At 64.5% G+C, this 23141-nt stretch carries 23 protein-coding genes and 1 tRNA gene; 15 read left to right on the forward strand and 9 right to left on the reverse strand.

What is annotated here, in order from left to right; translation table 11 throughout:
• Positions 1-20: 20 nt before the first annotated feature.
• The 5 genes from M2331_RS05260 to M2331_RS05280 are packed head-to-tail and all read right to left on the reverse strand — an operon-like array spanning position 21 to position 4160.
• Positions 21-1244: a dihydroorotase gene (locus tag M2331_RS05260; protein WP_181559295.1), complete on the reverse strand. Its 1224-nt coding sequence runs from the start codon at positions 1242-1244 to the stop codon at positions 21-23.
• Positions 1235-2224, reverse strand: coding sequence for an aspartate carbamoyltransferase catalytic subunit (locus M2331_RS05265; protein ID WP_181559296.1), 990 nt, complete (start codon positions 2222-2224; stop codon positions 1235-1237). Before M2331_RS05265 ends, M2331_RS05260 begins: the two co-directional genes overlap by 10 nt.
• Positions 2225-2273: 49 nt before the next feature.
• The gene (locus tag M2331_RS05270; RefSeq protein ID WP_181559297.1) at positions 2274-2564 is read right to left on the reverse strand and encodes a DUF1294 domain-containing protein; all 291 of its coding nucleotides are present in this window, start codon (positions 2562-2564) and stop codon (positions 2274-2276) included.
• 7 nt (positions 2565-2571) lie between these two features.
• Positions 2572-3048: a Holliday junction resolvase RuvX gene (gene ruvX / locus M2331_RS05275; protein WP_181561379.1), complete on the reverse strand. Its 477-nt coding sequence runs from the start codon at positions 3046-3048 to the stop codon at positions 2572-2574.
• Complete coding sequence (locus M2331_RS05280) at positions 3048-4160, reverse strand: DUF3089 domain-containing protein (RefSeq protein WP_181559298.1); 1113 nt, start codon at positions 4158-4160, stop codon at positions 3048-3050. The genes ruvX and M2331_RS05280 overlap by 1 nt, the downstream gene beginning before the upstream one ends.
• 177 nt (positions 4161-4337) lie before the next feature.
• Here M2331_RS05280 and M2331_RS05285 point away from each other — a divergent pair, with 177 nt between their 5' ends.
• The 4 genes from M2331_RS05285 (at position 4338) to gatB (ending at position 9559) form a co-directional block, all read left to right on the forward strand.
• Positions 4338-6158, forward strand: coding sequence for a DUF4153 domain-containing protein (locus M2331_RS05285; protein WP_181559299.1), 1821 nt, complete (start codon positions 4338-4340; stop codon positions 6156-6158).
• A 33-nt stretch (positions 6159-6191) separates the two neighbouring features.
• Positions 6192-6479, forward strand: a complete 288-nt coding sequence (gene gatC, locus M2331_RS05290; protein WP_181559300.1) for an Asp-tRNA(Asn)/Glu-tRNA(Gln) amidotransferase subunit GatC — start codon at positions 6192-6194, stop codon at positions 6477-6479.
• The gene (gatA, locus tag M2331_RS05295) at positions 6479-7960 is read left to right on the forward strand and encodes an Asp-tRNA(Asn)/Glu-tRNA(Gln) amidotransferase subunit GatA (protein ID WP_181561380.1); all 1482 of its coding nucleotides are present in this window, start codon (positions 6479-6481) and stop codon (positions 7958-7960) included. Before gatC ends, gatA begins: the two co-directional genes overlap by 1 nt.
• A 96-nt stretch (positions 7961-8056) precedes the next feature.
• Positions 8057-9559 (forward strand): Asp-tRNA(Asn)/Glu-tRNA(Gln) amidotransferase subunit GatB, encoded by a 1503-nt coding sequence (gene gatB / locus M2331_RS05300; protein ID WP_181559301.1) that lies wholly within the window; start codon positions 8057-8059, stop codon positions 9557-9559.
• Between the two features lie 44 nt (positions 9560-9603).
• Here gatB and M2331_RS05305 read toward each other — a convergent pair whose 3' ends face one another.
• Entirely contained in the window at positions 9604-9795 is a 192-nt protein-coding gene (locus tag M2331_RS05305) for a hypothetical protein (protein WP_181559302.1), read from the reverse strand.
• A 129-nt stretch (positions 9796-9924) separates the two neighbouring features.
• Here M2331_RS05305 and M2331_RS05310 point away from each other — a divergent pair.
• From M2331_RS05310 to clpX, 6 genes are all read left to right on the forward strand, one after another.
• Positions 9925-10009 (forward strand) — tRNA-Leu (locus M2331_RS05310).
• Between the two features lie 68 nt (positions 10010-10077).
• Positions 10078-11664, forward strand: a complete 1587-nt coding sequence (gene tig / locus M2331_RS05315) for a trigger factor (RefSeq protein WP_181559303.1) — start codon at positions 10078-10080, stop codon at positions 11662-11664.
• Between the two features lie 174 nt (positions 11665-11838).
• Entirely contained in the window at positions 11839-12801 is a 963-nt protein-coding gene (locus M2331_RS05320) for a glycosyltransferase family 2 protein (protein WP_264592303.1), read from the forward strand.
• A gap of 96 nt (positions 12802-12897) precedes the next feature.
• On the forward strand, positions 12898-14055 hold the full coding sequence (locus M2331_RS05325) for an acyltransferase family protein (RefSeq protein ID WP_181559304.1): 1158 nt from the start codon (positions 12898-12900) through the stop codon (positions 14053-14055).
• Positions 14056-14112: 57 nt separating this feature from the next.
• A complete protein-coding gene (gene clpP / locus M2331_RS05330) occupies positions 14113-14745 on the forward strand; it encodes an ATP-dependent Clp endopeptidase proteolytic subunit ClpP (protein ID WP_181559305.1) in 633 nt (210 codons plus the stop codon).
• A 348-nt stretch (positions 14746-15093) separates the two neighbouring features.
• Positions 15094-16362: an ATP-dependent Clp protease ATP-binding subunit ClpX gene (gene clpX, locus M2331_RS05335; RefSeq protein ID WP_181559306.1), complete on the forward strand. Its 1269-nt coding sequence runs from the start codon at positions 15094-15096 to the stop codon at positions 16360-16362.
• A gap of 85 nt (positions 16363-16447) precedes the next feature.
• Here the strand turns inward: clpX and M2331_RS05340 are convergent, their stop codons facing one another.
• From M2331_RS05340 to M2331_RS05350, 3 genes are all read right to left on the reverse strand, one after another.
• Positions 16448-16936, reverse strand: coding sequence for a DUF3237 domain-containing protein (locus M2331_RS05340; protein WP_181559307.1), 489 nt, complete (start codon positions 16934-16936; stop codon positions 16448-16450).
• Between the two features lie 94 nt (positions 16937-17030).
• Complete coding sequence (locus tag M2331_RS05345; RefSeq protein WP_181559308.1) at positions 17031-17522, reverse strand: DUF3237 domain-containing protein; 492 nt, start codon at positions 17520-17522, stop codon at positions 17031-17033.
• A 28-nt stretch (positions 17523-17550) separates the two neighbouring features.
• On the reverse strand, positions 17551-17949 hold the full coding sequence (locus M2331_RS05350; RefSeq protein WP_181559309.1) for a nuclear transport factor 2 family protein: 399 nt from the start codon (positions 17947-17949) through the stop codon (positions 17551-17553).
• Between the two features lie 255 nt (positions 17950-18204).
• On the opposite strand from M2331_RS05350, the gene M2331_RS05355 reads away from it, so the two are divergent.
• The 5 genes from M2331_RS05355 to M2331_RS05375 all read left to right on the forward strand — a co-directional run bounded on the left by M2331_RS05355 (position 18205) and on the right by M2331_RS05375 (position 23119).
• Positions 18205-19128 carry a MarR family winged helix-turn-helix transcriptional regulator gene (locus M2331_RS05355; RefSeq protein ID WP_181559310.1) on the forward strand — a complete coding sequence of 308 codons (924 nt, stop codon included), beginning with the start codon at positions 18205-18207 and terminating at the stop codon, positions 19126-19128.
• Positions 19129-19202: 74 nt separating this feature from the next.
• On the forward strand, positions 19203-20666 hold the full coding sequence (locus M2331_RS05360; protein ID WP_181559311.1) for an aldehyde dehydrogenase family protein: 1464 nt from the start codon (positions 19203-19205) through the stop codon (positions 20664-20666).
• Position 20667: 1 nt separating this feature from the next.
• Positions 20668-21174, forward strand: a complete 507-nt coding sequence (locus tag M2331_RS05365) for a nuclear transport factor 2 family protein (protein ID WP_181559312.1) — start codon at positions 20668-20670, stop codon at positions 21172-21174.
• Positions 21174-22274, forward strand: coding sequence for an NAD(P)-dependent alcohol dehydrogenase (locus M2331_RS05370; RefSeq protein WP_181559313.1), 1101 nt, complete (start codon positions 21174-21176; stop codon positions 22272-22274). The genes M2331_RS05365 and M2331_RS05370 overlap by 1 nt, the downstream gene beginning before the upstream one ends.
• Positions 22271-23119, forward strand: coding sequence for an alpha/beta hydrolase (locus M2331_RS05375; RefSeq protein WP_181559314.1), 849 nt, complete (start codon positions 22271-22273; stop codon positions 23117-23119). The genes M2331_RS05370 and M2331_RS05375 overlap by 4 nt, the downstream gene beginning before the upstream one ends.
• Positions 23120-23141 lie beyond the last annotated feature (22 nt).

Consider the following 23141-nt stretch of genomic DNA (forward strand, 5'->3'; position numbering starts at 1 on the left):
GGGGCAGGTGGGCGATCCGCTCAGCGGATCACGCCGCCTTTCATGATCATCCGCGCCCGGCCCTGAACCGGCAGCTTGTCGAACGGCGTGTTGCCGGCCGCTGCTGCCATTTTCGCCGAATCGACAATCCACGGCGTATCGGGCGCGATGAGAATGAGGTCCGCCGGCGCGCCCGGCGCCAGCCGTCCGGCATCGAGGCCGAGGATCGCGGCGGGGTTGGCCGCGAGCAGGGCCATCATCCGCGTCTCGGTGATCTTGCCTTCACGCACCAGATTGAGGGCAAGCGGCAGAAGCGTCTCGGCGCCGGCGATGCCGGGCAGGGCGTCCGCGAAGGGCAGGCGCTTGTCTTCCGGGCCGCGCGGATCGTGGCCCGAGCACAGCACATCGACGGTGCCATCCGCGACCGCCTCGATCGTGGCAAGCCGGTCCCGCTCGTCGCGCAGCGGCGGGGAGAGCCGCGCGAAGGTGCGGAAATCGCTCACCGCCGCATCGTTGAGGAAGAGGTAGGAGGGGCTGGTGCCGCAGGTCACCTTCAACCCTTCAGCCTTGGCCGCGCGAATGAGCGCGAAGCCCGCCGCGGTGGTGACGAGGCGGACATGCAGGCGCGCGCCCGCCTCCCGCGCCAGCGCGATATCCCGCGCAATGGCCATCGCTTCGGCGCTGGCGGGGGCGCTGGGAAGGCCGAGGCGCGAGGCCGTTTCGCCATCCGTCGCCACGGCATTGGCCGTTAGCCCGCCATCTTCGGCATGAGTGATGACGACGAGGTCGAGCGCGGCGGCATAATGCAGCACGCGCAGCATCACGCCCGAGTCCGCGATCCAGCGCCGGCCCGTCGCGATGGCCCGGGCGCCAGCGGACTTCATCAGCGCCATTTCCGCCAGTTCGCGTCCCTCGAGGCCGCGCGTCGCGGCGCCGAGCGGATGCACCCAGAAGTCCGGCTTGCCGGCCCGAGCGGCGTGCTGGATCAGCCCCGGCTCATCGAGAACGGGCGACTGGTCCGGCATCAGCGCGGCACGGGTGATGCCGGCGAAGTGGAAGGCCGGCTTGTCGGTGCGGAACACGCCCAGATCGATGATGCCCGGCGCGAGGATCATGCCCTTGGCATCGACGATTTCGGCGCCGTCAGGCACCTTTACCGCGCCGACGGCTGCGATCGCCGCGTCTTCAACGAGCAGCGTGCCTTCGGAGAGGGCGCTGGCGGTCGGATCGCACAGGCGTGCGTTGATGATTGCGGTCAGGCCCATCCTTCGACTCCCCGGGCTGTGCGGGTGAGGACATCGAGGCAGGCCATGCGCATAGCGACCCCCATCTCGACCTGCTCGGTGATCGCCGAGCGATCCGGATCGTCCGCCACGCTGCTGACGATTTCCACGCCCCGGTTCATCGGGCCGGGGTGCATGATGATCGCGTCGGGCTTGGCGCGCTTCAGCCGCTCGGGCGTGAGGCCATAGAGTGCGTGAAATTCGCGCGCGGAGGGGATGAAGGCCCCGTCCATTCGCTCATTCTGAATGCGTAGCATCATCACCACATCCGCACCTTTCAGCGCGGCGTTGAAATCATGGAAGGGCGTGACCCGATAGCGCTCCACCGCCGGCGGCATCAGCGTCGGCGGCGCGCAGACGCGCACCTGCGCACCCAAGGCAGTGAGGCAGAGCATGTTGGAGCGGGCGACGCGGCTGTGGAGGATGTCGCCACAGATGGTGACGATCAGCCCCTCGAAGCTGCCTTTGCGCCGCCTTATGGTCAGCGCATCAAGCAGCGCCTGCGTCGGGTGCTCGTGGCGGCCATCGCCGGCATTGAGCACGGGGCAATCCACCATGTCGGCGATCAACTGCACGGCGCCCGAACTCATATGGCGGATCACCATCACGTCGGCGCGCATCGAGTTGAGCGTCACGGCGGTGTCGATCAGCGTCTCGCCCTTTTTCACGCTCGATTGGGCGGCGTGCATGTTCACCACGTCCGCCCCCAGCCGCTTGCCCGCCACCTCGAAGGAGAGCAGCGTGCGCGTGCTGTTCTCGAAAAAGGCGTTCATCTGCGTGAGGCCGGCGAGGCGCCCGTCATGCTTGCGGCTGCCGGCACGGTTGAGCGAGGCCCATTGCTCGGCTTCATCCAGCAAGAAGCGGATTTCATGCGGCGCCAGATTGGCGATTCCCACCAGATGCCGGTGCGGAAAATTGTCCCGGCCGATGAGGCCGGTGGCGGGAGAGGGCGATATTGTCATTAAAGCGCCTCGTTAGTGGAGCGGCGGGGCGGACTCAAGCGCTGATGTATCAGGCGGACGGCGTCCAGACGTTGAGATCGAGCAGGATGATCAGCGCGCACTGCGCGGCGGCGATGAGGAACAGCGCGCGGGAGAAGTCCCGCTTGCGGGTCTTGTGCCGGAAGAGCCGCATGGCGAGCCAGGCGCCAATCGTCCCGCCGATCGCCGCCAGGGTCAGCAGATCGCGCTCGCGCATGCGCGGTCCCCCGGCAATGGCGCGCTGCTTGTCATGGCGGAAGGCGGCGAGGGTGATGAGGTTGATCAGCACCAGCCAGCCCCAGATGATGTGCGTTTCCGTCATGCGCAGGTCAGCCCATCGTCAGGCCGTCAATGGCCCCCTGCAGGATGAGGGCGGCGGCGTGGGCGTCGATCTTTTCAGCGCGCTTGGCCCGGCTCATGTCCTGCGCGATCATCGCCCGCTCGGCAGCGACGGTCGACCAGCGCTCGTCCCACAGCAGCACGGGCAGGCCGAGCACGGCGATGTTGCGGGCAAAGGCGCGTGCAGCCTGGCTGCGCGGGCTCTCGCTGCCATCCATATTGAGCGGCAGGCCGATGACGAGGCCCTTGACCGACTGCTGGGCGATGAACTGGGCGAGCACGTCCCGGTCCTTGCTGAACTTGCCGCGCTTGTGCGTATGGGCGGGGCTGGCGATGCTCCAGCCGGCATCGCACAGGGCAAGGCCGATGGTCTGGGTGCCAAGGTCCATGCCGAGCAGGCGTCCGCCCGCCGGCAGCGCCTGCGCGAAGGACGCCTTGTCGAGCGTGATCAGCGTTTCCCCGACCATCAGCGCTGCCATGCCGCCAGTCGGCCGAGCGCATCGGCACGGATGTTCGCCCAGAACAGGGGATAGTCGTAGACGTGGTAATTGTTGCCCGGGAGCACGAAGGTGCCGAGCTTGGGCGCGCTGTCCAGCATCAGGAAGCCACGGCCAGCGCAGCGCGCGCCGATCTCGCCGGGCGTGAGCAGCACGGTCGACGCCGCCTCGCCATCGCCGCGCAACACGCCCAGATTGGCATCGCCCGGCGCATCGGGCGCCGCGCCGCCATTCAGGGGATTGGTGCAGAGCATGGCCGACCCGGCGCGCGATTGGCCGTCCAGTCCGCGCTCGCGGTCGAACGACGCTTCCACGGCTGACGTGTCTGCCGGCGCGGCAAAGCTCTGCCAGCTCATCACGCAGCCGGTCGTGCCCGGCCCCGTGCAGGCGGGCAGGCCGAGAGCGGGCAGATCATGCTCTACGGAGACTGGCCAGCCGACGACATAGGCTGCGACCAGCCGCGTCTTGAGTGCAGTGTTGCCGGCCTCCTCATGGAGCAGCCGCAGCAGGTGGCGACTGCCCTGGCTATGGGCGGCCAGAATGATCGGCCCTTGCGGATTGGCAGCGAGGAACTGTGCGAAGGCGGCCTTCACGTCCGCATAGGCTCGCTCAAGCGCCAACGCGGCGTCTGCCTTTTCGGTGAGGAAGGCACCGAACACGGCCTGCCGGTAGCGCGGCGCCCAGATGTTTCCGGCTGCCGCGAAGGCGCTGGCCTGAATGCGCACGAACCGCGCGGCCTGCGCTTTTGCGATGCGGTCGTTGATCGGCGCGTTCCAGTGGAGCGTCTCGAACGAGCTGGTGGGGTGGACGAAGAAGATCGCCGCCTTCTGGGCAGGCGCCGCCTCTGCAAGCTTCCCGGCCGGTTGCCAGCGGGCGGGATCGTCGCGGCGCCCGTCCGGCCGGCTGATCCATCCATCGCTGCCCGCATAGAAATTGGCGGGGAGGGCAGGCGGTTCGCTGAACCCGACATGCGGCACCAGTGCGCTCTGCATCAGCCGGGGGCCGAAGAAGGAGAAGGCGATCATTCCCGCGATCGCCAGGGCTGTGAAAAACGCGACGACATACAGGAACTTCCGGGCCAAAGGGGCACGACTCCATCTCTGTGGCAAGCTGGGCAGTGGCATGGCTCATGCCCGCTTGGGTTCCGCGAGGCAAGCGAAGGCAGCAGGCGAAGGTCCAACAGGCGAAGGTCCAATTTGCCTTGCGGGCGGATCGTGATAGGTCGGACGCGTTCAGGAACGGACGCGGCGGGGAGCAGGATGATGGCCAGCAACGCATCGACGGCGCAGACGGTATGGCCGCTGCGCACCTGGGTGCTGTGTGTGCTCGGCGCGCTTGTCGGTCTGGCGATCGACCGGTTTTCCGATCCCGCGCCCATCGAGCCCGAGTTTCTGCGGCGGGTGATCGCCGCGCTGCCCATGTTCCTTTCGACCGCCGCTCTCGCCTTTGGCCTCGGTTGGCGCCGGCGGCGACCGGTCGCGGCTCTTGTCGTGGCGCTGATCTGCGGTCTCATCGGCGGCGGCGTCTTTCTGTGGAACGGGGTGCCCGGCCATGGATCGAGCGTCGATCTCTGGCATCTCGTCTGCGGCGCCATTGCGGCGGCTGCGCTGCTGGTGCTGTTTCAGGCAGCGCAAGATCGCAGTCTGGCCGGCGGCGCGCCCTCCGCGCCGGCCGGCGTGTCGCCGCGCGCCGTGCGGGCATGGTCGCGCCAGGCCATCCATTATGAGGATGTTCACGGCCATTTGTGGACGAATGCACTGCTGATCGGCGCGAGCGCGCTGTTCATGCTGCTCAGCTTCGGCATCGCGCATTTGCTGGCGCAGATGTTCATGCTGGTGAAGCTCCCGTTCCTCCGCGATGCCTTGCGCGAGTCTGCTGTGGTCGCCATGCTGTGCGGCGCCGCGTTCGGCGCGGCGCTTGGGCTGTTGCAGGATCGCGGGGCGATCATCGCCGCCCTGCAGCGCGTCGCCATGCTGGTGCTGCGCGTGCTGGCGCCGGTGGTGGCGCTGGCGATCGGCATCTTCCTGGCGGCCTTGCCTGTCACCGGCCTGGCGCCGCTCTGGGCGACGGGCGGCACGACGCCGATCATGCTGGCCGGAGCGGTGCTGGCGCTGTTTCTCGCCAATGCGGTGGTGGGCGATACGGCGCTTGAGGAAACCCGCTCAGTGTTGCTGGGTGCCAGCGCGGCGGCGCTCGGCCTGTTCCTGCTGCCGATGGTGGGTATTGCGGTCTTCTCCTCGGGCCTGCGCATCCATCAACATGGCCTGACGCCAGAGCGGCTGTGGGCGCTGGCCTTTCTGATCGTGGCGAGCATCACCGCCATTGCCTATGCCGTCGCCATCCTCGGCGCACGCGGCTGGTTCGCCCGGCTGCGGCGGACCAATCGCATGCTCGTATTCGTGATCGCCGGCATCGCGCTGCTGCTCTCCACGCCGATCTTCGGCTTCGAGCGGATCGCGACCGCGCACCAGCTCCAGCGCCTCGCGGGCGGGCAGGTGGCGCCAGACAAGTTCGACTACCGTGCCTTGTGGTTCGATTTCGGGCCGGAGGGGCGGGCTGCGATTCGACGGCTGGCGAGCGGCTCGGCGGACGCGACGATCCGCCGTCATGCCGCCGAGACGATGAAGCTGACCGACCGCTGGGCCGTGCCGCCTATGGTCGTCGCCGCGCGCAGTGGCGAATTGCTGGACGAGCGGCTGACGATCCTGCCCATCCCGGTCGAATTGGCGCCAGCGCTGCGCAAGCGGCTGGTGCAATATGATGCCTGCGAGGAGACCGGCCCGTGCCTGCTGCATTATGTGCCGGGCGAGAATCTGGCGATCGTTGTGAAGCTGCCCGCCCCGGAATGCGGCGATTGCGCCCCAACCGTGCGCCTCATCCGGCGGGAGAATGGCCAATGGACCAATGAGAGCCGCTATCTTGCCCAAGGCGATGCCGCTCGCCGGCTGGTCGCGCAGATCCGCGCCGGCGCCGTTGACCTCCGCCCGGTAATGGCGCGACAGCTCTACATCGGTGGCGAACCGGTCGGCGAACCGCTGTCAATAGCCGCCAACGGGGGCGAAACGGCGGAAGCGCCTTGATGACCGCCGGAGCCAGTGCTAGCGCGCGCTCCCATGAGCGTAGACCTGACAACCGTAAAAAAGATCGCCAGCCTCGCGCGCCTCGCTGTCAGCGAGGATGAAGCGCAGGCGTTGGTGCCCGAACTCAACGGCATTCTCCACTGGGTGGAGCAGCTGGGCGAGGTGGATGTGACCGGCGTCGAGCCGATGACCGCCGTTATCCCCAACGCGCTGCGCCTGCGCGAGGACGCCGTGACCGACGGCAATGTCCGCGACAAGGTGCTGGCCAATGCGCCTCAGGCCGAACATGGCTTTTTCGCGGTGCCGAAGGTGATCGAATGATGACCGATCTGACCAACCTCACTGTCGCGCAGATCCGCGATGGCTTCCGTGCTGGTGACTTCTCCGCGCGGGAAGTCGCCGAGGCGTTCAACGCCAACGTCGCCGCCGCCAAGGCGCTCAACGCCTTCATCGTCGAGACGCCCGAGCATGCGCTGGCTGCTGCCGATCAGGCGGACAAGGACCGCGCCGCCGGCACGCTCAAGCCGCTTTCCGGCGTGCCCATCGGCATGAAGGACCTGTTCTGCACCGAGGGCGTGCAGACGACCGCCGCCAGCCACATGCTGGAAGGCTTCACGCCGACCTACGAGTCCACCGTCTCGCAGAAGCTGTGGGACGCCGGCGCGGGGATGCTCGGCAAGCTCAATCTCGATCAGTTCGCCATGGGGTCTTCCAACGAGACGAGCTATTTCGGCAATGTGATCTCGCCCTGGCGGCGCAATGACGGCAACAATGCCGCGCTGGCACCGGGCGGTTCCTCGGGCGGCAGCTCGGCGGCGATTGCCGCGCGGCTCTGCCCCGCGGCGACCGGTACGGACACCGGCGGGTCGATCCGCCAGCCGGCGGCCTTCACCGGCATTTCTGGCATCAAGCCGACCTATGGCCGCTGCTCGCGCTGGGGCATCATCGCCTTTGCCAGCTCGCTCGATCAGGCCGGGCCGATGGCGCAGGACGTGCGCGACTGCGCGATCCTGCTGGAGAATATGGCGGGATTCGACGCGAAGGACTCCACATCGCTCAACCTGCCGGTGCCGCAGTGGCAAGCTGGATTATCCAGCGATCTCAAGGGCAAGCGCATCGGCATTCCCAAGGAATATCGCGTCGAGGGTCTCGATGCCGATGTCGCGCGGGTGTGGGACGATGGCATTGCCTGGCTGAAGGACGCCGGCGCCGAGATCGTCGAGGTCTCGCTGCCGCACAGCAAATATGCCCTGCCGGCTTATTACATCATCGCCCCGGCGGAAGCCTCGTCGAATCTCGCGCGCTATGACGGCGTACGCTACGGCCTGCGTGATCTGCCCGATGGCGCGAACCTGCAGGATATGTATGCCGCGACGCGCGCCGCCGGCTTCGGCCCGGAGGTCAAGCGCCGCATCATCATCGGCACCTATGTGCTCTCGGCGGGCTTCTACGATGCCTATTACACGCAGGCGCAGAAGGTGCGGGCGCTGATTGCACAGGATTTCGCCAAGGCTTTCGAGGCCTGCGACGTCATCCTTGCGCCCACTGCGCCCAGCGCAGCCTTTGGCCTCGGCGAAAATGTCGACGATCCGCTGAAAATGTATCTGAACGACGTGTTCGCGGTGCCGGCCTCGCTGGCGGGTCTCCCCGCCATGTCCGTGCCCGGCGGGCTCAGCAAGGATGGGCTGCCGCTCGGCCTGCAGATCATCGGCCCGGCCTTCGATGAGCAATCCGTGCTGAATGCCGGCTTTGCCATCGAGCAACGGGCGGGCTTCACCGCCCGGCCTGAGGCGTGGTGGTAAGTGTTTCGTGCTCCTGCGCAGGCAGGAGCCCAGGGCAGCCAAGGGCTGCACTCCCCTGGATTCCTGCCTTCGCGGGAATACTGTAAGGACTGAAGAATGACTGAGACGAGCTATCGCATTCGTGGCGCCACCGGGGACTGGGAGGTCGTCATCGGCCTTGAGGTTCACGCGCAGGTGGTGAGCCAGGCCAAGCTGTTCTCCGGTGCGGCGACGGCCTTCGGCGCGGAGCCGAACACGCAGGTGAGCCTTGTCGATGCCGCGATGCCCGGCATGCTGCCGGTGCCCAATCGCGAGTGCATCCGTCAGGCAGTGCGCACCGGCCTTGCGATCAATGCGCAGATCAACAAGTGGAGCCGGTTCGACCGGAAGAATTATTTCTATGCGGACTTGCCGCAGGGCTACCAGATTTCCCAGCTTTATCATCCGCTTGTCGGCGAAGGTTCGCTGACGATCGAAGCCGACGAGAAGGCCGGCATTCCCGCCGACAAGGCCATTGGCATCGAGCGCATCCATGTCGAGCAGGATGCCGGCAAGCTGATGCACGATCAGCATCCGACGCGCTCCTATGTCGATCTCAATCGCTCGGGTGTGGCGCTGATGGAGATCGTCAGCCGCCCGGACATGCGCTCGCCTGCCGAGGCCGGGGCCTATCTGCGCAAGCTGCGCGCGATCCTGCGCTATGTCGGCTCGTGCGATGGCAATATGGAGGAAGGCTCCATGCGCGCGGACGTGAACGTCTCCGTGCGCAAGCCCGGCGAGGAATTCGGGACGCGGACCGAGACGAAGAACGTCAATTCCGTGCGCTTCGTCATGCAGGCCATCGAATATGAAGCCCAGCGCCAGGTCGATGTGATCGAGGGCGGTGGACGGATCGTGCAGGAAACGCGGCTGTTCAACCCGGATACCGGCATGACGCGCTCGATGCGCTCCAAGGAAGATGCGCATGATTATCGCTACTTCCCGGACCCCGACCTGCTCCCGCTGGTGCTGGAGGACAGCTTCATCGAGGATTGCCTGCACTCGCTGCCCGAACTGCCGGATGCCAAGCGCACCCGCTATGTCGAGGTACTGGGGCTCTCCGATTACAATGCCCGCGTGTTGACCGCCGAAGCGGAAACGGCCCGCTGGTTCGAGGCTCTGCTCGCGGAAAGCGCGCGCATCCAGAAGAAGAGCGAAGGTGAGGTGGCCAAGGCCAGCGCCAACTGGCTGCTCTCGGAGCTTTACGGTGCGCTCAATCGCCTCGGCAAGACGCTTGAGGACAGCCCGGTCAACCCCGAGCGCGGCGCGGAATTGCTTGCACTGGTGGCCGATGGCACGATTTCGGGCAGCATCGCCAAGCACGTGTTCGAGATCATGCTGGAGACCGGCGAAGCGCCTGCCGAGATTGTCGAGAAGCGCGGCCTCAAGCAGACCACGGATACTGGTGCGATCGAGGCGGTCGTTGCGAAGATTCTCGCCGACAATGCGGACAAGGTCGAGCAGTATAAGGCTGGAAAGGAAGCTTTGTTCGGCTTCTTCGTCGGTCAGACGATGAAGGCCATGCAGGGCAAGGCCAATCCGCAGATGGTCAATGAGTTGATCAAGAAGGCATTGGGCTGATCGGATCCCGGCCGCACCCAGAAGGCGAGGCCGGGAAGCAGGGATCAGTCGGGTGGCGGCGCGATGGACGGCAGTTCGTCGGGGCCGCGGCCCGGTTCATCGATATTGGGCGTTTCCGGCGCGATTTCCGGCGGTTCGCGAAACGGCGTCTCGTCCGGCGATTCCATGGGTGGAAGCTCGTCAGGTGACTGCGGGGTGATGGTATCCGGGGGAGGAATTTCCGGCTGGCTGGCCATGGCTTTGCGTCCTTTCGTTGCTCTTTTCAACGGGCGGGGTGAGGGATCGTTCCGGATCGACACGGCAAGGCGCGCACAGCCTTGCCCTTTCCCAGGCTTTGCACTATGGCCCGCCGACCGGCGACCGATGCGGGCGTGGCGAAACTGGTAGACGCGCCAGATTTAGGTTCTGGTATCGCAAGATGTGGGGGTTCGAGTCCCTTCGCCCGCACCAGTTGCGCAGCCTGGCCCCGGTCGTTCCAAGAGATTTCATCCTAGCCTGGAAAGCGTCGAGTTAGAGATATGCAGATTGTCGAGACATTGAATGAGGGCCTCAAGCGCGCCTATACGCTGACCGTCACGGCCAAGGACATCGACGCCCGCGTCGAAGAGGAAGTGAAGTCGATTGCGCCGCAGGTGCGGATGCCCGGTTTCCGGCCCGGCAAGGTGCCTGCCAACCTCGTCCGCAAGATGCACGGCCCGGCCCTGCAGCGCGAGGCGCTGGACAAGTCCATCCGTGAGGGCGTCGAGAAGGTCATCGCCGAGAACAAGCTGCGTCCCGCGATGCAGCCCAGTGTCGAACTGACCGCCGATTATGAGGACGGCAAGGATGCCGAGGTCAAGGTCGCTCTGGAAATCCTGCCGGAGGTTCCCGCGCCCAAGATCGAGGGCATCAAGCTGGAGCGGCTCGTCGTCGATGTGACCGACGAGCAGATCGACGAGGCGGTTGGCCGTCTCGCCGCGCAGAGCCAGCGTTATGAGGACGCTCCCAAGACCGCCAAGGCGAAGGAAGGCGACCAGGTCGTCATGGATTTCGTCGGCAAGGTCGACGGCGTGCCGTTCGAGGGCGGCACCGGTTCGGACATGGCGATCGCCATCGGCTCGGGCAATCTGATCCCCGGCTTCGAGGAACAGCTGGTCGGCGTGAAGACCGGCGACGAGAAGACCATCAACGTGACCTTCCCTGCCGAATATGGCTCCAAGGAGCTGGCCGGCAAGGATGCGACGTTCGATCTCGTCATCAAGGCGGTCAAGAACCCCGTCGAGAAGCCCGCTGACGACGAATTTGCCAAGCAGCTCGGTCTCGAGAGCCTCGAGAAGCTGCGCGAACTGTTCAAGGCGCAGATCGAGCAGGAGCACGGCAATCTGACGCGCACCTACATGAAGCGCCAGTTGCTCGATCAGCTGGCTGCCGGCCATGATTTCGAGGTGCCCCCGGGCATGGTCGAGGCCGAGTTCGGCCAGATCTGGCAGCAGCTTGAGCATGAAGCCGGTCACGAGGAAGATCCCGAGGCGGCGCTCAAGGAAATGGAAGCCGACCGCGACGATTATCGCAAGATCGCCGAGCGTCGCGTCCGTCTGGGCCTGCTTCTCTCGGAAATCGGCCAGGCCAATGGCGTGGAGATCACGCAGGCGGAAATGAACCGCCTCGTGGCCCAGGCCGCGCAGCAGTACGCCCCGCAGGACCGCGAGCGGTTCGTCGAATATGTCCGCAACGAGCCGATGGCCGCCGCGCAGCTGCGTGCCCCGCTCTATGAAGACAAGGTCGTCGATTATCTCTTCGAGAAGGCCGATGTGAGCGAGCGCACCGTTGCGCGCGCCGATCTGGAAGCGGCGATCGAAAGCGAAGAGGGCGGTCACGTCCACGGACCGGATTGCGGCCACGATCACAGCCACGACGCCAAGCCGGCCAAGAAGGCTGCCGCCAAGAAGCCGGCTGCCAAGAAGGCTGATGCCGAGGCCGAGGCTGCTCCGGCAGAAGAGGCCAAGGCCCCTGCCAAGAAGGCTCCGGCCAAGAAGGCCGCTGCTGCCAAGGCCGACGAGGGCGAGGTGGCTGAGAAGCCGGCCAAGAAGCCCGCTGCCAAGAAGGCCAAGACTGCCGAGGCCTGAGGCCTGGCTGCAGATCGCATGAACTGATCAGAAGCGAGCCGGAGCGGGATGCCGTTCCGGCTCGCTTTTTCTTTGGATGCATGGCGGCGGGCTCGTGCAGAAGGTGCCGCCGGGCACCGGGGCCGCAAAAGACCATTGCAACCATGCGATCTGTTGCCATAAGCCCGCAGTCCCATGCATCCAGACCCGTCCAGCCCGATGACAGGCGTGCGCATCGCCGTCCTGCTGCCTTGTTATAACGAGGCGGTCGCCATCGGGCAGACCGTCACCGCGTTCGCGCAGGCCTTGCCGCAGGCGGCCATCTACGTGTTCGACAATAACAGCTCCGATGACAGCGTCGCCGTCGCGCGCGCCGCCGGGGCGATCGTCCACAGCGTGCGGCAGCAAGGGAAGGGCCATGTCGTGCGGCGGATGTTCGCGGACGTGGATGCGGACATCTACGTGCTTGCCGATGGCGATGCGACCTATGATGCGAGCGCGGCGCCGGCGCTGGTCAGCGCGATGCTGGACGGGCCGCTCGACATGGTCGTCGGCGCCCGCAAGTCGGAGGTGGAGGCGGCTTACCGTCCGGGGCACCGGCTCGGCAATCTGCTGCTCACCGGGCTGCTGCGGCAGCTTTTCGGGCGCAGTTTCACCGATATCCTCTCAGGCTATCGGGTGTTCTCCCGGCGGTTCGTCAAGAGCTTTCCGATCCTATCGGAGGGCTTCGAGATCGAAACGGAGATGTCCGTCCACGCCCTCGAGCTGCGCATGCCGGTGGGCGAGGTGATGACCGCCTATGCGGCGCGGGCGGAGGGCTCGCTCTCCAAGCTCAACACCTTCCGCGACGGCTGGCGCATCCTGCGCACGATGATCCAGCTCTATCGCGTGGAGCGGCCCTTGTGGTTCTTCGGTTTCATTGCGCTGGTGATCGCGCTGGTTGCCGGGCTGATGGGCGTGCCGGTCGTCCTGACCTATCTGGAGACGGGGCTTGTGCCCCGCTTCCCGACCCTCATCACCATCGTGGGGATGGGCGTCCTGGCTGCCTTGTGCCTGCTCACCGGTCTCATCCTCGACACAGTGACGCGCGGCCGGCAGGAAATGAAGCGCCTCGCCTATCTGGCGCATACCGCGCCGGGGATGTCAGCGCGCCGCTGAGAAGCAAAGGGCCGGTTGCGCTTCCGAAAATGAAGGTGAACGGGTTTGTCTAGCCGCCACGGCGCGCGCTAGGGAAGCCCAAAGGGGCAGCACTATATGGATTTGACGAAGGCCAAGCACCGCTATGTCGCGCTCGATAGCCTGCGGGGTGTGTGCGCCTGCATGGTGGTGATGCTCCACTTTCAGACGCAGGGGCGCATTTCCGCGTTACCTATAGTCCAGCATGGCTTTCTGTTCGTCGATTTCTTCTTTGTCCTGTCCGGTTTTGTGATCGGCTCCAGCTATGGTGAGAGGCTGCGCGAAGGCTTTTCCGTGCCGCGGTTCATGGCGTTGCGGCTTGGGCGCATCTACCCGCTCCACATCGTCATGCTCATGGTCTTTCTGGCTTTTGAGATTGTGTTCGCTCTTTTTTGGCCGACGCTAGCAAACCGGGAGCCCTTTACCGGCACCCAGTCGGTCGCCGCATTTATCCAGTCGCTGTTCCTGGTTCAGATTTTCTTTGGACCTGATGCGACGTCGTGGAACGGCCCAAGCTGGTCGATTGCTGCGGAACTTTGGACGTACCTTATCTTCGCGCTCCTGCTTCGATATCGTGCGCGCTGGTTGCTGCCGGTCTGCGGGGTGATCGTCATCGGGGCACCGATCTTTCTTGCTCTCAACACCGATCGCTTTCTTAACGTCTTCCACGATGGAGCGCTGGTCCGCTGCCTGTTCGGATTTGCGCTAGGCATGGTGGGCTGGCGGTGCGCCGCTTCAGCTCACGCAATCAGGGTGGCAGGCTGGGTGGACCATCTGATCGAGCTTGTCGTGGTTGCAACTGTCATGATGTTCGTGAGCCTCGCCGGAGCAGGCCCGCTGTCCTTGGCGGCCCCACTGGTTTTCCTCATAAGCGTGCTGGTTTTCGCGCGAGAGAAGGGGATATGCAGCCGCGTCCTCAAACTCGCGCCTTTCGTGCTGCTCGGTACTTTGTCCTACTCGATCTACATGATCCATGGCTTTCTCTATTACCGCTTTTTAAACGGTCTTGCCGTTGCGCAGCGGTTCCTGGGGGTGGATTTGATCGTGCGTGTTGATGGTCACAGTCAGGTTGGAGGCACCGCTTTGTTTGGCGACGGCATGACGTTGCTTTTTGTTGGCATCGTCGTGCTCTGTTCTGTGGTCAGCTATCGGCTTGTAGAGATGCCAGGGCAGCGGTTGGCCCGTCGCTTGGTCAAGGGGCGAGATCTGCGTGCGTCACATGGCCCCCCATCTTGAAGTCAGTGCCCAAACGTCCGATGTAGTGGCCGCAGACGGCCAGTAAGAAAGAGAATCATGACCGATAATTTTGATCCGCTCGGGGCACTTGTTCCTATCGTTATCGAACAGTCCAATCGCGGCGAGCGCAGCTTCGATATCTACTCGCGCCTGTTGCGGGAGCGGATCATTTTCGTGACCGGTCAGGTCGAGGATCACATGGCCTCGCTGATCGTTGCCCAGCTGCTCTTTCTGGAATCGGAGAACCCGAAGAAGGACATCTGGATGTACATCAACTCGCCGGGCGGCGTGGTGACCAGCGGCATGGCGATCCATGACACCATGCAGTATATCCGCCCCAAGGTCGGCACGGTGTGCATCGGTCAGGCCGCATCGATGGGCAGCTTCCTGCTCGCGGCCGGCGAACCGGGCATGCGCTTTGCGCTCAGCAACGCGCGGATCATGATCCACCAGCCGTCCGGCGGCGCGCAGGGCATGGCGTCGGATATCGAGATCCAGGCCAAGGAAATCCTCCGGATCCGTCGTCGCCTGAATGATCTGTACGTCAAGTACACTGGCCAGCCGCTGGAGAAGATCGAGGCCGCCATGGATCGCGATACCTTCCTGGAAGCGGAAGAAGCGCTCGCGTTCGGCCTTGTGGACAAGGTGTACGACAAGCGTCCCGGCACCAGCGAAGAAACGCCTGCTTAATGGGTTCGGCCGGCCGCTCACGCGGTCGGCCTTTGCATCCCGGCGGCGGCGTGCATCGTCGCCGGACTTTGGGCTGTGCCGTGGTTGAGTGAGCGGCCAGCTTGTTTCCGCCGCTAAAATCTCTCTGTTCGCAGCCTGGCCGGGGCCGGCCAGCATCTCCCATTGCAAAGCCGGACCAGCCCTCCCATCTTCTTTCCATTATGGCTTTTGAGCCGGCAATGTCTGGTTTACGCTATTTGGCGACATTTTCGGCACTTGTGATGCTGCAAGAAGGCGGTCTAGGATGACCGACGGAAAGAGCATCTGGGCAATTGGCGCGAGACGGCGCCAGACCAAGGAAGAGATTGAATGACAAAGCTCACAGGATCGGATTCGAAGAGCACGCTCTACTGCTCGTTCTGCGGAAAGTCGCAGCACGAAGTGCGTAAGCTCATCGCCGGCCCAACCGTGTTCATCTGCGATGAATGCGTCGAATTGTGCAACGACATCATTCGTGAAGAGACCAAAGGTGGTCTGGTCGGCCGCAAGGAAGGCGGCGTGCCGACGCCCCAGCAGATTTGCGATGTGCTGAGCGATTATGTGATCGGCCAGCAGCGCGCCAAGCGCGTGCTCTCAGTGGCTGTGCACAATCACTACAAGCGGCTCGAGCATGGCGGCAAGGCGGGCGATGTCGAGCTGGCCAAGTCCAACATCCTGCTGATCGGTCCGACGGGTTGCGGTAAGACGCTGCTCGCGCAGACGCTCGCCAAGACGTTCGACGTGCCGTTCACCATGGCGGATGCGACGACGCTGACCGAAGCTGGCTATGTCGGTGAGGATGTCGAGAACATCATCCTCAAGCTGCTTCAGGCGTCCGACTATAATGTCGAGAAGGCGCAGCGCGGCATCGTGTATATCGACGAGATCGACAAGATCAGCCGCAAGGCGGAGAATCCCTCCATCACCCGCGACGTGTCGGGCGAGGGCGTGCAGCAGGCGCTGCTCAAGTTGATGGAAGGCACCACCGCCTCGGTGCCGCCGCAGGGCGGCCGCAAGCATCCGCAGCAGGAATTCCTGCAGGTCGATACGACGAACATCCTGTTCATCGCCGGTGGTGCCTTTGCGGGGCTGGAGAAGATCATCGGCGACCGGCTTGAGGGCAAGTCGATCGGCTTTGGCGCGCATGTCGCAGCGCCGGACGAACGGCGCACCGGTCAGCTGCTCAAGCAGACCGAGCCGGAAGATCTGCTCAAATTCGGCCTGATCCCTGAGTTTGTCGGTCGTCTGCCGGTCATCGCGACGCTGGAAGACTTGGACATCGCTGCGCTGGTGCAGATCCTCACCGAGCCCAAGAACGCGCTGGTGAAGCAGTATCGCAAGCTCTTTGAGCTGGAAGATGTCGAGCTGACGTTCACCGACGAAGCGCTGACGGCGATTGCTCAGCGCGCCATCGAACGCAAGACCGGCGCGCGTGGTCTGCGGTCGATCATCGAGGCGATCCTGCTCGACACCATGTTCGATCTGCCGACGATGGAAGGCGTGACCGAAGTCGTGGTGGACAAGGATGTGGTGGAGGGCCGTAAGGACCCCGTCCGCGTCTTCGGGGCGGAAAAGCGCCAGGCGGGTGACGCGGCCTGATCGGATAATCTGACCGGCATGAAAAACGCCGCCGCCGGGGCCTGAGGGCTCCAGCGGCGGCGTTTTCGCTTGTTCAGCCAAATGCTCAGTCGAGCGTCTGCTTCACCGCATAATATGTGAAGATGGAGTGATCGGGATTGGAGCGGCGGCTGCCGGTGCCGATGATCAGCGTCTTGCCCATCCAGTCATGCGGCCCCTCCGGCACCACGAATGTGGGCGAGAAGCAGAAATAGGCCGGCTGCGGGGTGCCATCATCCAGTCGCGCCTCGCCCGGCTTGGCCGGGATGAGATAGCCATTGTTGTTGATGTAGATCTTGGTGCCGTCATCGGCTTGCAGCATATAGTGCGACTTGATGACGATGGTGCCATCGCCCCGCACAGTGGCATAATCGGCACCGCTATCCGGGATGATGATGCCGGACAGGCGCGGGCCGTAGATCGTGCCGCTGGCGCAGGGCGTGTAGCCCTGATAGCCGCCACCCGGCAGCGGGCCGACGGTGCAGCGTTCGGGGCGGAAATTCACCCGCATCTCGAAAACATATTCGAGATGGGCGGGGACTTGCGGATCGTTCATCGCATGCTCTCCTTTTGGCTGGATAAGGCACTGCCGCCGCCCTGCGGAAAGTGCAAGGCGGCGGCAGCTGGTTTTCTTTGCGAGGCGTCAGCCGTCAGAGCAGCATGAAATAGTGGATGCGGTTGGCCTTCGGGATCTTCTCGGCAACACCGACGAAGATGTGCTTGCCCAGCCATTCGTGCGGGCCTTCGGGCACGTCGAACTTGGGGCTCACACGCATGTAATATTCTTCCGGCCCTACATCTTCGTTGCGGGCCATGCGCTCCATGGCGTCCCCTTCAGCCCAGCGATAGCCGCGGCTCTGCAGATAGATCGGAGTCCCGTCATCGGCCTCCAGCATGTAGCGCGCGTCGAAATCGATCACGCCATTGGGGCGGGACAGCGGATAGTCGCCGCCGCTCATCGGGATGACCCGGCCGCGAATGCGGGGGCCCTCGAAGGTGCCTTGGGCCGCCCACACGGCAGCGCGGGTCGCGCCCATGCTGGTGGGGGAAATCCACACCGCCGGTGTCAGGTCGATCGACACCGTAAAGGCGAATTCGAACTTCGGCGCGAAGGGATGGGGGGCAATCTCGGGCGTTACCATGAAGTGCAATCTCCTTTTTCGATGACTATCAAACAGCAGCTGTGGCGGGCAGCGTCTTGTACCGCGCGCCGAGAATCTGCGCGAATTTGCCGTCGCGCAGATAATAGAAGCCAAGGCTCTCGATGTTGAGGGTTTGCCCCTTCATCAAGGGGCCGGCGATGAAATCGGGCCAGTCTTCCAGGCCGTAGAATTCGGTGCGAACATGGCAGGCGAGGGTGCCCGGACCGGCCGCGACGGCGAGAATGTCGAGCGTTTCGCGGACCTTGGACTTCACGTCGCGGTAGAAATCCAGAATGGCGGAACGTCCTATGATCTGGCGCTTTTCGCCCAGGTTGAACACCACGTCATCGCAATAATAGCGGCCGAAACCTTCGAAATCGTTCGCATTGAAGCGGGCGATGTAGTCGGCATAGTCGTCCTCGGTCATCCTGCGCTCCAAGAAAATTCTTGTTGTTGATTCTTCAACAGCTAAGCGGGTGGCCGCTTGGGTTCAACTGAAAAACGTCGACCCACTCGACCGATATGCTTGCCAGGCCCCGGAATTTGGCCGATTGTTGCGCATGATAACATTGCCCATCACGGGGTCCGCCTGTTTGTGACGATGCCTGCAAAACAAATTGCCATTGCTGCACCTGAGATTGATTGGGCCGTAGAAAGACCGCGTGTTCCGCTCGATCAGGTCATGCGGGTGTTCCTGCGCAAGCCGGGGTTTCTGCTCAACCGCATCGATCAGATCGCCAATGCCCTGTACGGATCGGTGGCCTGCGGGGGCGAGACCTTGTCGCAGGCGGAAATGATGCTGGCGATTGCCGAGCGTCCGGGGAGCGATCAGGTCCGCCTCGCGCGGGCTTGTGGGAGTGATACCTCGACCACGGCGATCGTGCTACAAAATCTCGAACTGACGGGCCTCATTGCCCGCCAACAGGATGAGCGGGATCGGCGGCGCAGTCTGCCCGTGCTGACGGCGGCCGGGGAAGCGCGCATGGACGAAATCCGGTCGTCCTTCGCCCAGCTTCAGGCGTTGCTGCTCGATCCGCTGAGCGATGATGAGCGCGCGGTGGCCATGGCGCAGCTCTCCAGCCTGGTGGAGGCCGGCAATGACGGCGCGCCGCGGTGGGACAGGCAGGACTCCTATCTGGCCAATGTGCCCAGCATGTTGTTCCGCCGCGCGCTGCAGATCCTCCATGCGCATTTCAGCGAGCAGGTCGCCCCGATGGCGGTGACCTTGCGCCAGTTCTCCGCGATGGTGATTCTCGATCTGCATGGCGGCCTGAGCCAGGTGGAATTCGCGCGGGTCTATGGCCTGGATCCCTCCACCTGCGCGATCGTCCTCAAGAAGCTGGCCCAGCGGGGGTGGTTGCAGGCAGTGCCGTCTCCGCAGGATCGTCGCAAGACGCTCTATTTCGTCACCGATGAGGGCCGGCACCAGATCGACCGCCTCCAAGCCAGCGCGGATGCAACGGAAGATGCGGTGCGATCCAACATATCCGCGCGCGCCTTCGAAGCGCTGCTCCCGCCCTTGCAATCCGTGGTGCGCGCGCACTCGGCGATCCTGCGCTATCCGGGCTTTTTCCCCTGGGACAATGAAACGCCGCAATCCTGTTGATTGCGCGTCTAACATCGATATACAACGACGTCTGACTAATTGAGGCGAGTCTCTCGCCTTTGGGGAGGACGTTCATGGCGGATATCGAACGGCGGAGCGTGCCCGTGCACAACCCACGCAGCGGCGCGATCGACTTTATGATGGAAATTGCGACGGCGGAGGACGTAGCGGCGAAGGCCGACCGTCTCCGGCGCAACCAGCAGGCCTGGGGCGCCAAGCCGCTCGCCGAGCGCATCGGCGTCATGCAGCGCTGGCTGGGCGAGGTCGCCAAGCGCGCCAGCGCCATCGCCGAGGCTGATGCGATCGATACGGGCGGGTGCCACACTTCCTATCTCCAGGGCTTCATCACCATGGGCAATATCGGCGGCTGGATCGAGGACGCGCAGGCCGCGCTCGATGCGGCAAGCTATGCCGGTCCCTCCAAGGCCATGCCGCAGGTGGAGGTGCGCACGCAGTTCGTGCCCTATCCGCTGGTCGGCGTGATCGGCCCTTGGAACGCGCCGATGATGCTGGTGCTGCTCGATGCCATTCCGGCCCTGTTCGCCGGTTGCGCCGTGCTCATCAAGCCCTCGGAAGTGACGCCGCGCTGGGTGCAGCCGCTGTTCGAGGCCGTGGCGCAGGTGCCGGAACTGGCTGGCGTGTTCGATTATGTTCAGGGCGATGGCGAGACGGGCCGGGCGATCATCGACACAGTCGATCTCGTCTGCTTCACGGGCAGCGTGCCCACCGGTCGCAAGATCGCCGTGCAGTGCGCCGAGCGCCTGATCCCCTGCTATCTGGAACTGGGCGGCAAGGACCCGGTGATCGTCACTGAAACCGCCGATCTGGAGCGGGCGACCACCGCTGTCCTGCGCGGCGCCGTTCATGCCAATGGCATGGTCTGCTTCTCGGTCGAGCGCATCTACGTCGCCGAGGCCATCCACGACGCCTTCGTCGCGCTTCTCGTTGAGAAGGCGCAGAAGGTCCGCCTCAACAGCGACGATCCGCGCGCCGGGCATCTCCATCCCTTCACCTTCGCGCCGCAGGCACAGATCGTCGAACGGCATATCGCCGATGCGGTCGGGAAGGGGGCCAAAGTCCTCACCGGCGGGGCCGTCGAGCAGATCGATGGCGGGCTCTACATGCGCCCGACCGTGCTGACCGGCGTCACCCACGACATGCTGGTCATGCGGGACGAGACCTTCGGGCCGATCCTACCGGTCATGCCGTTCAAGACGGTTGAGGAGGCGATTGCCCTCGCCAACGACACCATTTTCGGCCTTACGGCGAACGTCGTTGCGGGCAGCGCGGAAGAAGCGATGGCGATCGGCCTGCAGATCAATGCCGGCTCCGTGTTCATGCAGGATACCTTCCTGACCTTCGCCAAGAACCGCACGGTTGGCAGCAATGCCTTTGGCGCGTCCGGCGTGGGCGGCGGCTCGCGCACCGGCCCGGAGGCGATCCTGCGCTATGTGCGCCGCAAGGCCCTGCTCACCAACCATGGCGAGCCGGCCGATATCCAGAACGATCACCATCTTGGAAAACCGGGAGGACACTGACATGGCATGGGAACTGAGCGCACTCGACCGGCTCGAAATTCAGGAGCTTTATTCGCGCTACGCCTGGGGGATCGACCTCGCCGATGAAGAGACGGCGATGTCCACCTTCGCGCAGGACGCCTGGTTCGATCACCTCTGGCAGGGCCGGGTGCAGGGTCACGAGGCGATCCTGGAGAATCTGCGCTCGCTGTGGAACGACCGGCAGAGCTGGTGGTACGGGCGCCAGCACATCATGAACACGCTGATCATGGACCCACGCCCGGAGCAGGGCGAGGTGGACGTGCGCTGCTTCTTCCAGATCCTACAGTTTCAGACCGATTACCACACCAACTTCGTGTTCGGCATCGGCACCCGGCAGGACCATGTGACCAAGAAGGAAGGCGTGTGGCGGTTCCAGTCACTGCACGTCAACGCCTGGACCGCCGCCGATCAGGTGCCGTGGAAAGGCGAGATCCTGCTCAAAAAAAAGCCGAGCCATCAGGCGCCGCCGGTCGCGGGGAAGAAGTGATGCAGATCACCGCTGCCGTCAGTCGCGGCAATCAGCCGGCGCCGGTGCTCGAAAAGCTGGAGCTGGAAGCGCCCCGCGCGGGCGAGATGCTCGTGCGCATGGTCGCGGTCGGCATCTGCCACACCGATCTGCATGAGCATCCGGGGCGTCACGCGCCGCATCCCATCGTGCTCGGCCATGAGGGCGCGGGCGTGGTCGAGGCGCTGGGTGAGGGCGTGCGCGGGTTCGCCGTGGGCGACCATGTGCTCCTCTCGGGCAGCAGCTGCGGGGTGTGCCCCAGTTGCGTGGCCGGACGTCCGACCTATTGTGATCTTGCCATGCCGATGAACTTCGGCGGCAAGCGCCTCGATGGCTCGACGGCTCTGGCGTGCGGCGATGAGCGCATCCACTCGCATTTCTTCGGCCAGTCTTCGTTCGCGACGCACAGCATCGTGCCGGAGCGCACGGCGGTGAAGGTGGACAAGGATATTCCGCTGGAACTGCTGGCCCCGCTCGGCTGCGGCGTCATCACTGGCGCCGGATCGGTGATCGAGGCGTTGAAGGTCGGGGCAGGCGACACCATCGCCATCTTCGGTGTCGGGGGTGTCGGCCTCTCGGCGGTGATGGCCGCCAAGCTGGTGGGCGCGAAGCGGATCGTCGCGGTGGACATCAACCCGGGCCGGCTTGAGCTTGCGCGCGAACTGGGCGCGACCGATGCGATCCGTTCCGACGGCGAGGACGTCGCGAAGCAGATTCGCGCGGTTACCGGTCGCGGCGTGGACTTCACCTTCAACACCACCACCGTGGCGGCCGTCCACACCATGGCGCTGGAATGCCTCGCCATGAACGGCACCGCCGGCTTCGTCGCGGCGCCTCGGGGGGAATGGGCGCCCGCCATGTTCCCCATGCTCGCGGGTGGCAAGCAGTTGCGCGGTATCCTCGGCGGCGACGCCAATCCGCGCACCTTCCTGCCCATGCTGATCGATTACTGGCGGCAAGGGCGCTTCCCGTTCGATCGGCTGATCGAGACCTACGCCTTCGATGAGATCGGCAAGGCGTTTCATGATTGTGAGGCGGGCACGGTGATCAAGCCGGTGCTCAAGGTTGGAGATGCTGCATGACCCCCGAAATCCGCAAACAGCTTGAAGCGTTCGGCACGGAACTGACCCCGGACATGATGGGCGGCACGCAGGGGATTTACCGCGCCCTGCAACCGGGGATCCCGGCCGGCGCCAGGGTGACGCGCGACCATCAATATGGTCCCGATGCGCGCAACCGGCTGGATATCTTCACACGCGACGGGCTTTCCGGCGCGCCGGTGCTGGTGTTCGTCCATGGCGGCGGCTTCGTGATGGGCGACAAGACCACCGAAGGCTCGCCCTTTTACGACAATATCGGCAGCTTCGCCGTGGATGAGGGCTATGTCGGCGTCACCATGACCTACCGCCTCGCGCCTGCCGCCACCTGGCCGGCCGGCGGTGAGGACGTGGCCAATGCCGTCATCTGGCTGCGCGAGAATGTGGCGCAATTTGGCGGCGATCCGGATCGCATCTTCGTGATGGGCCAGTCGGCCGGCGCGGTGCACGTGGCCGATTGCGTCGCGCGCTTCTCGCCGCAGATTGCCGGCGCGCTGATGTGCTCGGGGATTTACGACGTGGCCGCGGCCGAGCCGAACCAGTTCCAGAAATCCTATTATGGCGAGGACCCGGCCGGCTGGGCGCAGGCGTCCACCGTGGCCGGGCTGCTCACCAGCAAGATCCCGCTGTTCTTCTCGGTCTGCGAGTTCGATCCGGTGCCGTTCCAGCAGCAGGCCGCGAGCCTGGCTGCCCGCTACGCCATAACCAACAAGGCCTTTCCAAGGCTGCATTGGCTGGGAGGCCACAACCACCTGTCACCTGTGCTCGAGATCGGGACGCCAGACAGCGACCTTGAGCATCACATCATGAACTTCATCGCCACCGTCTGAGGCAGATTCTTCAGGAGGACCC

This window comes from Sphingobium sp. B10D7B (assembly GCF_025961955.1).
In the GTDB taxonomy this organism is placed as follows: Bacteria; Pseudomonadota; Alphaproteobacteria; order Sphingomonadales; family Sphingomonadaceae; genus Sphingobium.

Bases quoted from the DNA above. Each gene is read 5' to 3' on its own strand.
- ruvX (WP_181561379.1), bottom strand. From the start codon at position 3,048: ATGGTCGGGGAAACGCTGATCACGCTCGACAAGGCGTCCTTCGCGCAG.
- tig (WP_181559303.1), top strand. From the start codon at position 10,078: ATGCAGATTGTCGAGACATTGAATGAGGGCCTCAAGCGCGCCTATACG.
- M2331_RS05360 (WP_181559311.1), top strand. From the start codon at position 19,203: ATGGCGGATATCGAACGGCGGAGCGTGCCCGTGCACAACCCACGCAGC.
- M2331_RS05355 (WP_181559310.1), top strand. From the start codon at position 18,205: ATGCGGGTGTTCCTGCGCAAGCCGGGGTTTCTGCTCAACCGCATCGAT.
- M2331_RS05270 (WP_181559297.1), bottom strand. From the start codon at position 2,564: ATGACGGAAACGCACATCATCTGGGGCTGGCTGGTGCTGATCAACCTC.
- M2331_RS05340 (WP_181559307.1), bottom strand. From the start codon at position 16,936: ATGAACGATCCGCAAGTCCCCGCCCATCTCGAATATGTTTTCGAGATG.
- M2331_RS05350 (WP_181559309.1), bottom strand. From the start codon at position 17,949: ATGACCGAGGACGACTATGCCGACTACATCGCCCGCTTCAATGCGAAC.
- M2331_RS05365 (WP_181559312.1), top strand. From the start codon at position 20,668: ATGGCATGGGAACTGAGCGCACTCGACCGGCTCGAAATTCAGGAGCTT.
- M2331_RS05305 (WP_181559302.1), bottom strand. From the start codon at position 9,795: ATGGCCAGCCAGCCGGAAATTCCTCCCCCGGATACCATCACCCCGCAG.
- M2331_RS05375 (WP_181559314.1), top strand. From the start codon at position 22,271: ATGACCCCCGAAATCCGCAAACAGCTTGAAGCGTTCGGCACGGAACTG.
- gatA (WP_181561380.1), top strand. From the start codon at position 6,479: ATGACCGATCTGACCAACCTCACTGTCGCGCAGATCCGCGATGGCTTC.
- M2331_RS05370 (WP_181559313.1), top strand. From the start codon at position 21,174: ATGCAGATCACCGCTGCCGTCAGTCGCGGCAATCAGCCGGCGCCGGTG.
- clpP (WP_181559305.1), top strand. From the start codon at position 14,113: ATGACCGATAATTTTGATCCGCTCGGGGCACTTGTTCCTATCGTTATC.
- M2331_RS05325 (WP_181559304.1), top strand. From the start codon at position 12,898: ATGGATTTGACGAAGGCCAAGCACCGCTATGTCGCGCTCGATAGCCTG.
- clpX (WP_181559306.1), top strand. From the start codon at position 15,094: ATGACAAAGCTCACAGGATCGGATTCGAAGAGCACGCTCTACTGCTCG.
- M2331_RS05285 (WP_181559299.1), top strand. From the start codon at position 4,338: ATGATGGCCAGCAACGCATCGACGGCGCAGACGGTATGGCCGCTGCGC.
- M2331_RS05260 (WP_181559295.1), bottom strand. From the start codon at position 1,244: ATGGGCCTGACCGCAATCATCAACGCACGCCTGTGCGATCCGACCGCC.
- gatB (WP_181559301.1), top strand. From the start codon at position 8,057: ATGACTGAGACGAGCTATCGCATTCGTGGCGCCACCGGGGACTGGGAG.
- M2331_RS05265 (WP_181559296.1), bottom strand. From the start codon at position 2,224: ATGACAATATCGCCCTCTCCCGCCACCGGCCTCATCGGCCGGGACAAT.
- M2331_RS05345 (WP_181559308.1), bottom strand. From the start codon at position 17,522: ATGGTAACGCCCGAGATTGCCCCCCATCCCTTCGCGCCGAAGTTCGAA.
- gatC (WP_181559300.1), top strand. From the start codon at position 6,192: ATGAGCGTAGACCTGACAACCGTAAAAAAGATCGCCAGCCTCGCGCGC.
- M2331_RS05320 (WP_264592303.1), top strand. From the start codon at position 11,839: ATGCATCCAGACCCGTCCAGCCCGATGACAGGCGTGCGCATCGCCGTC.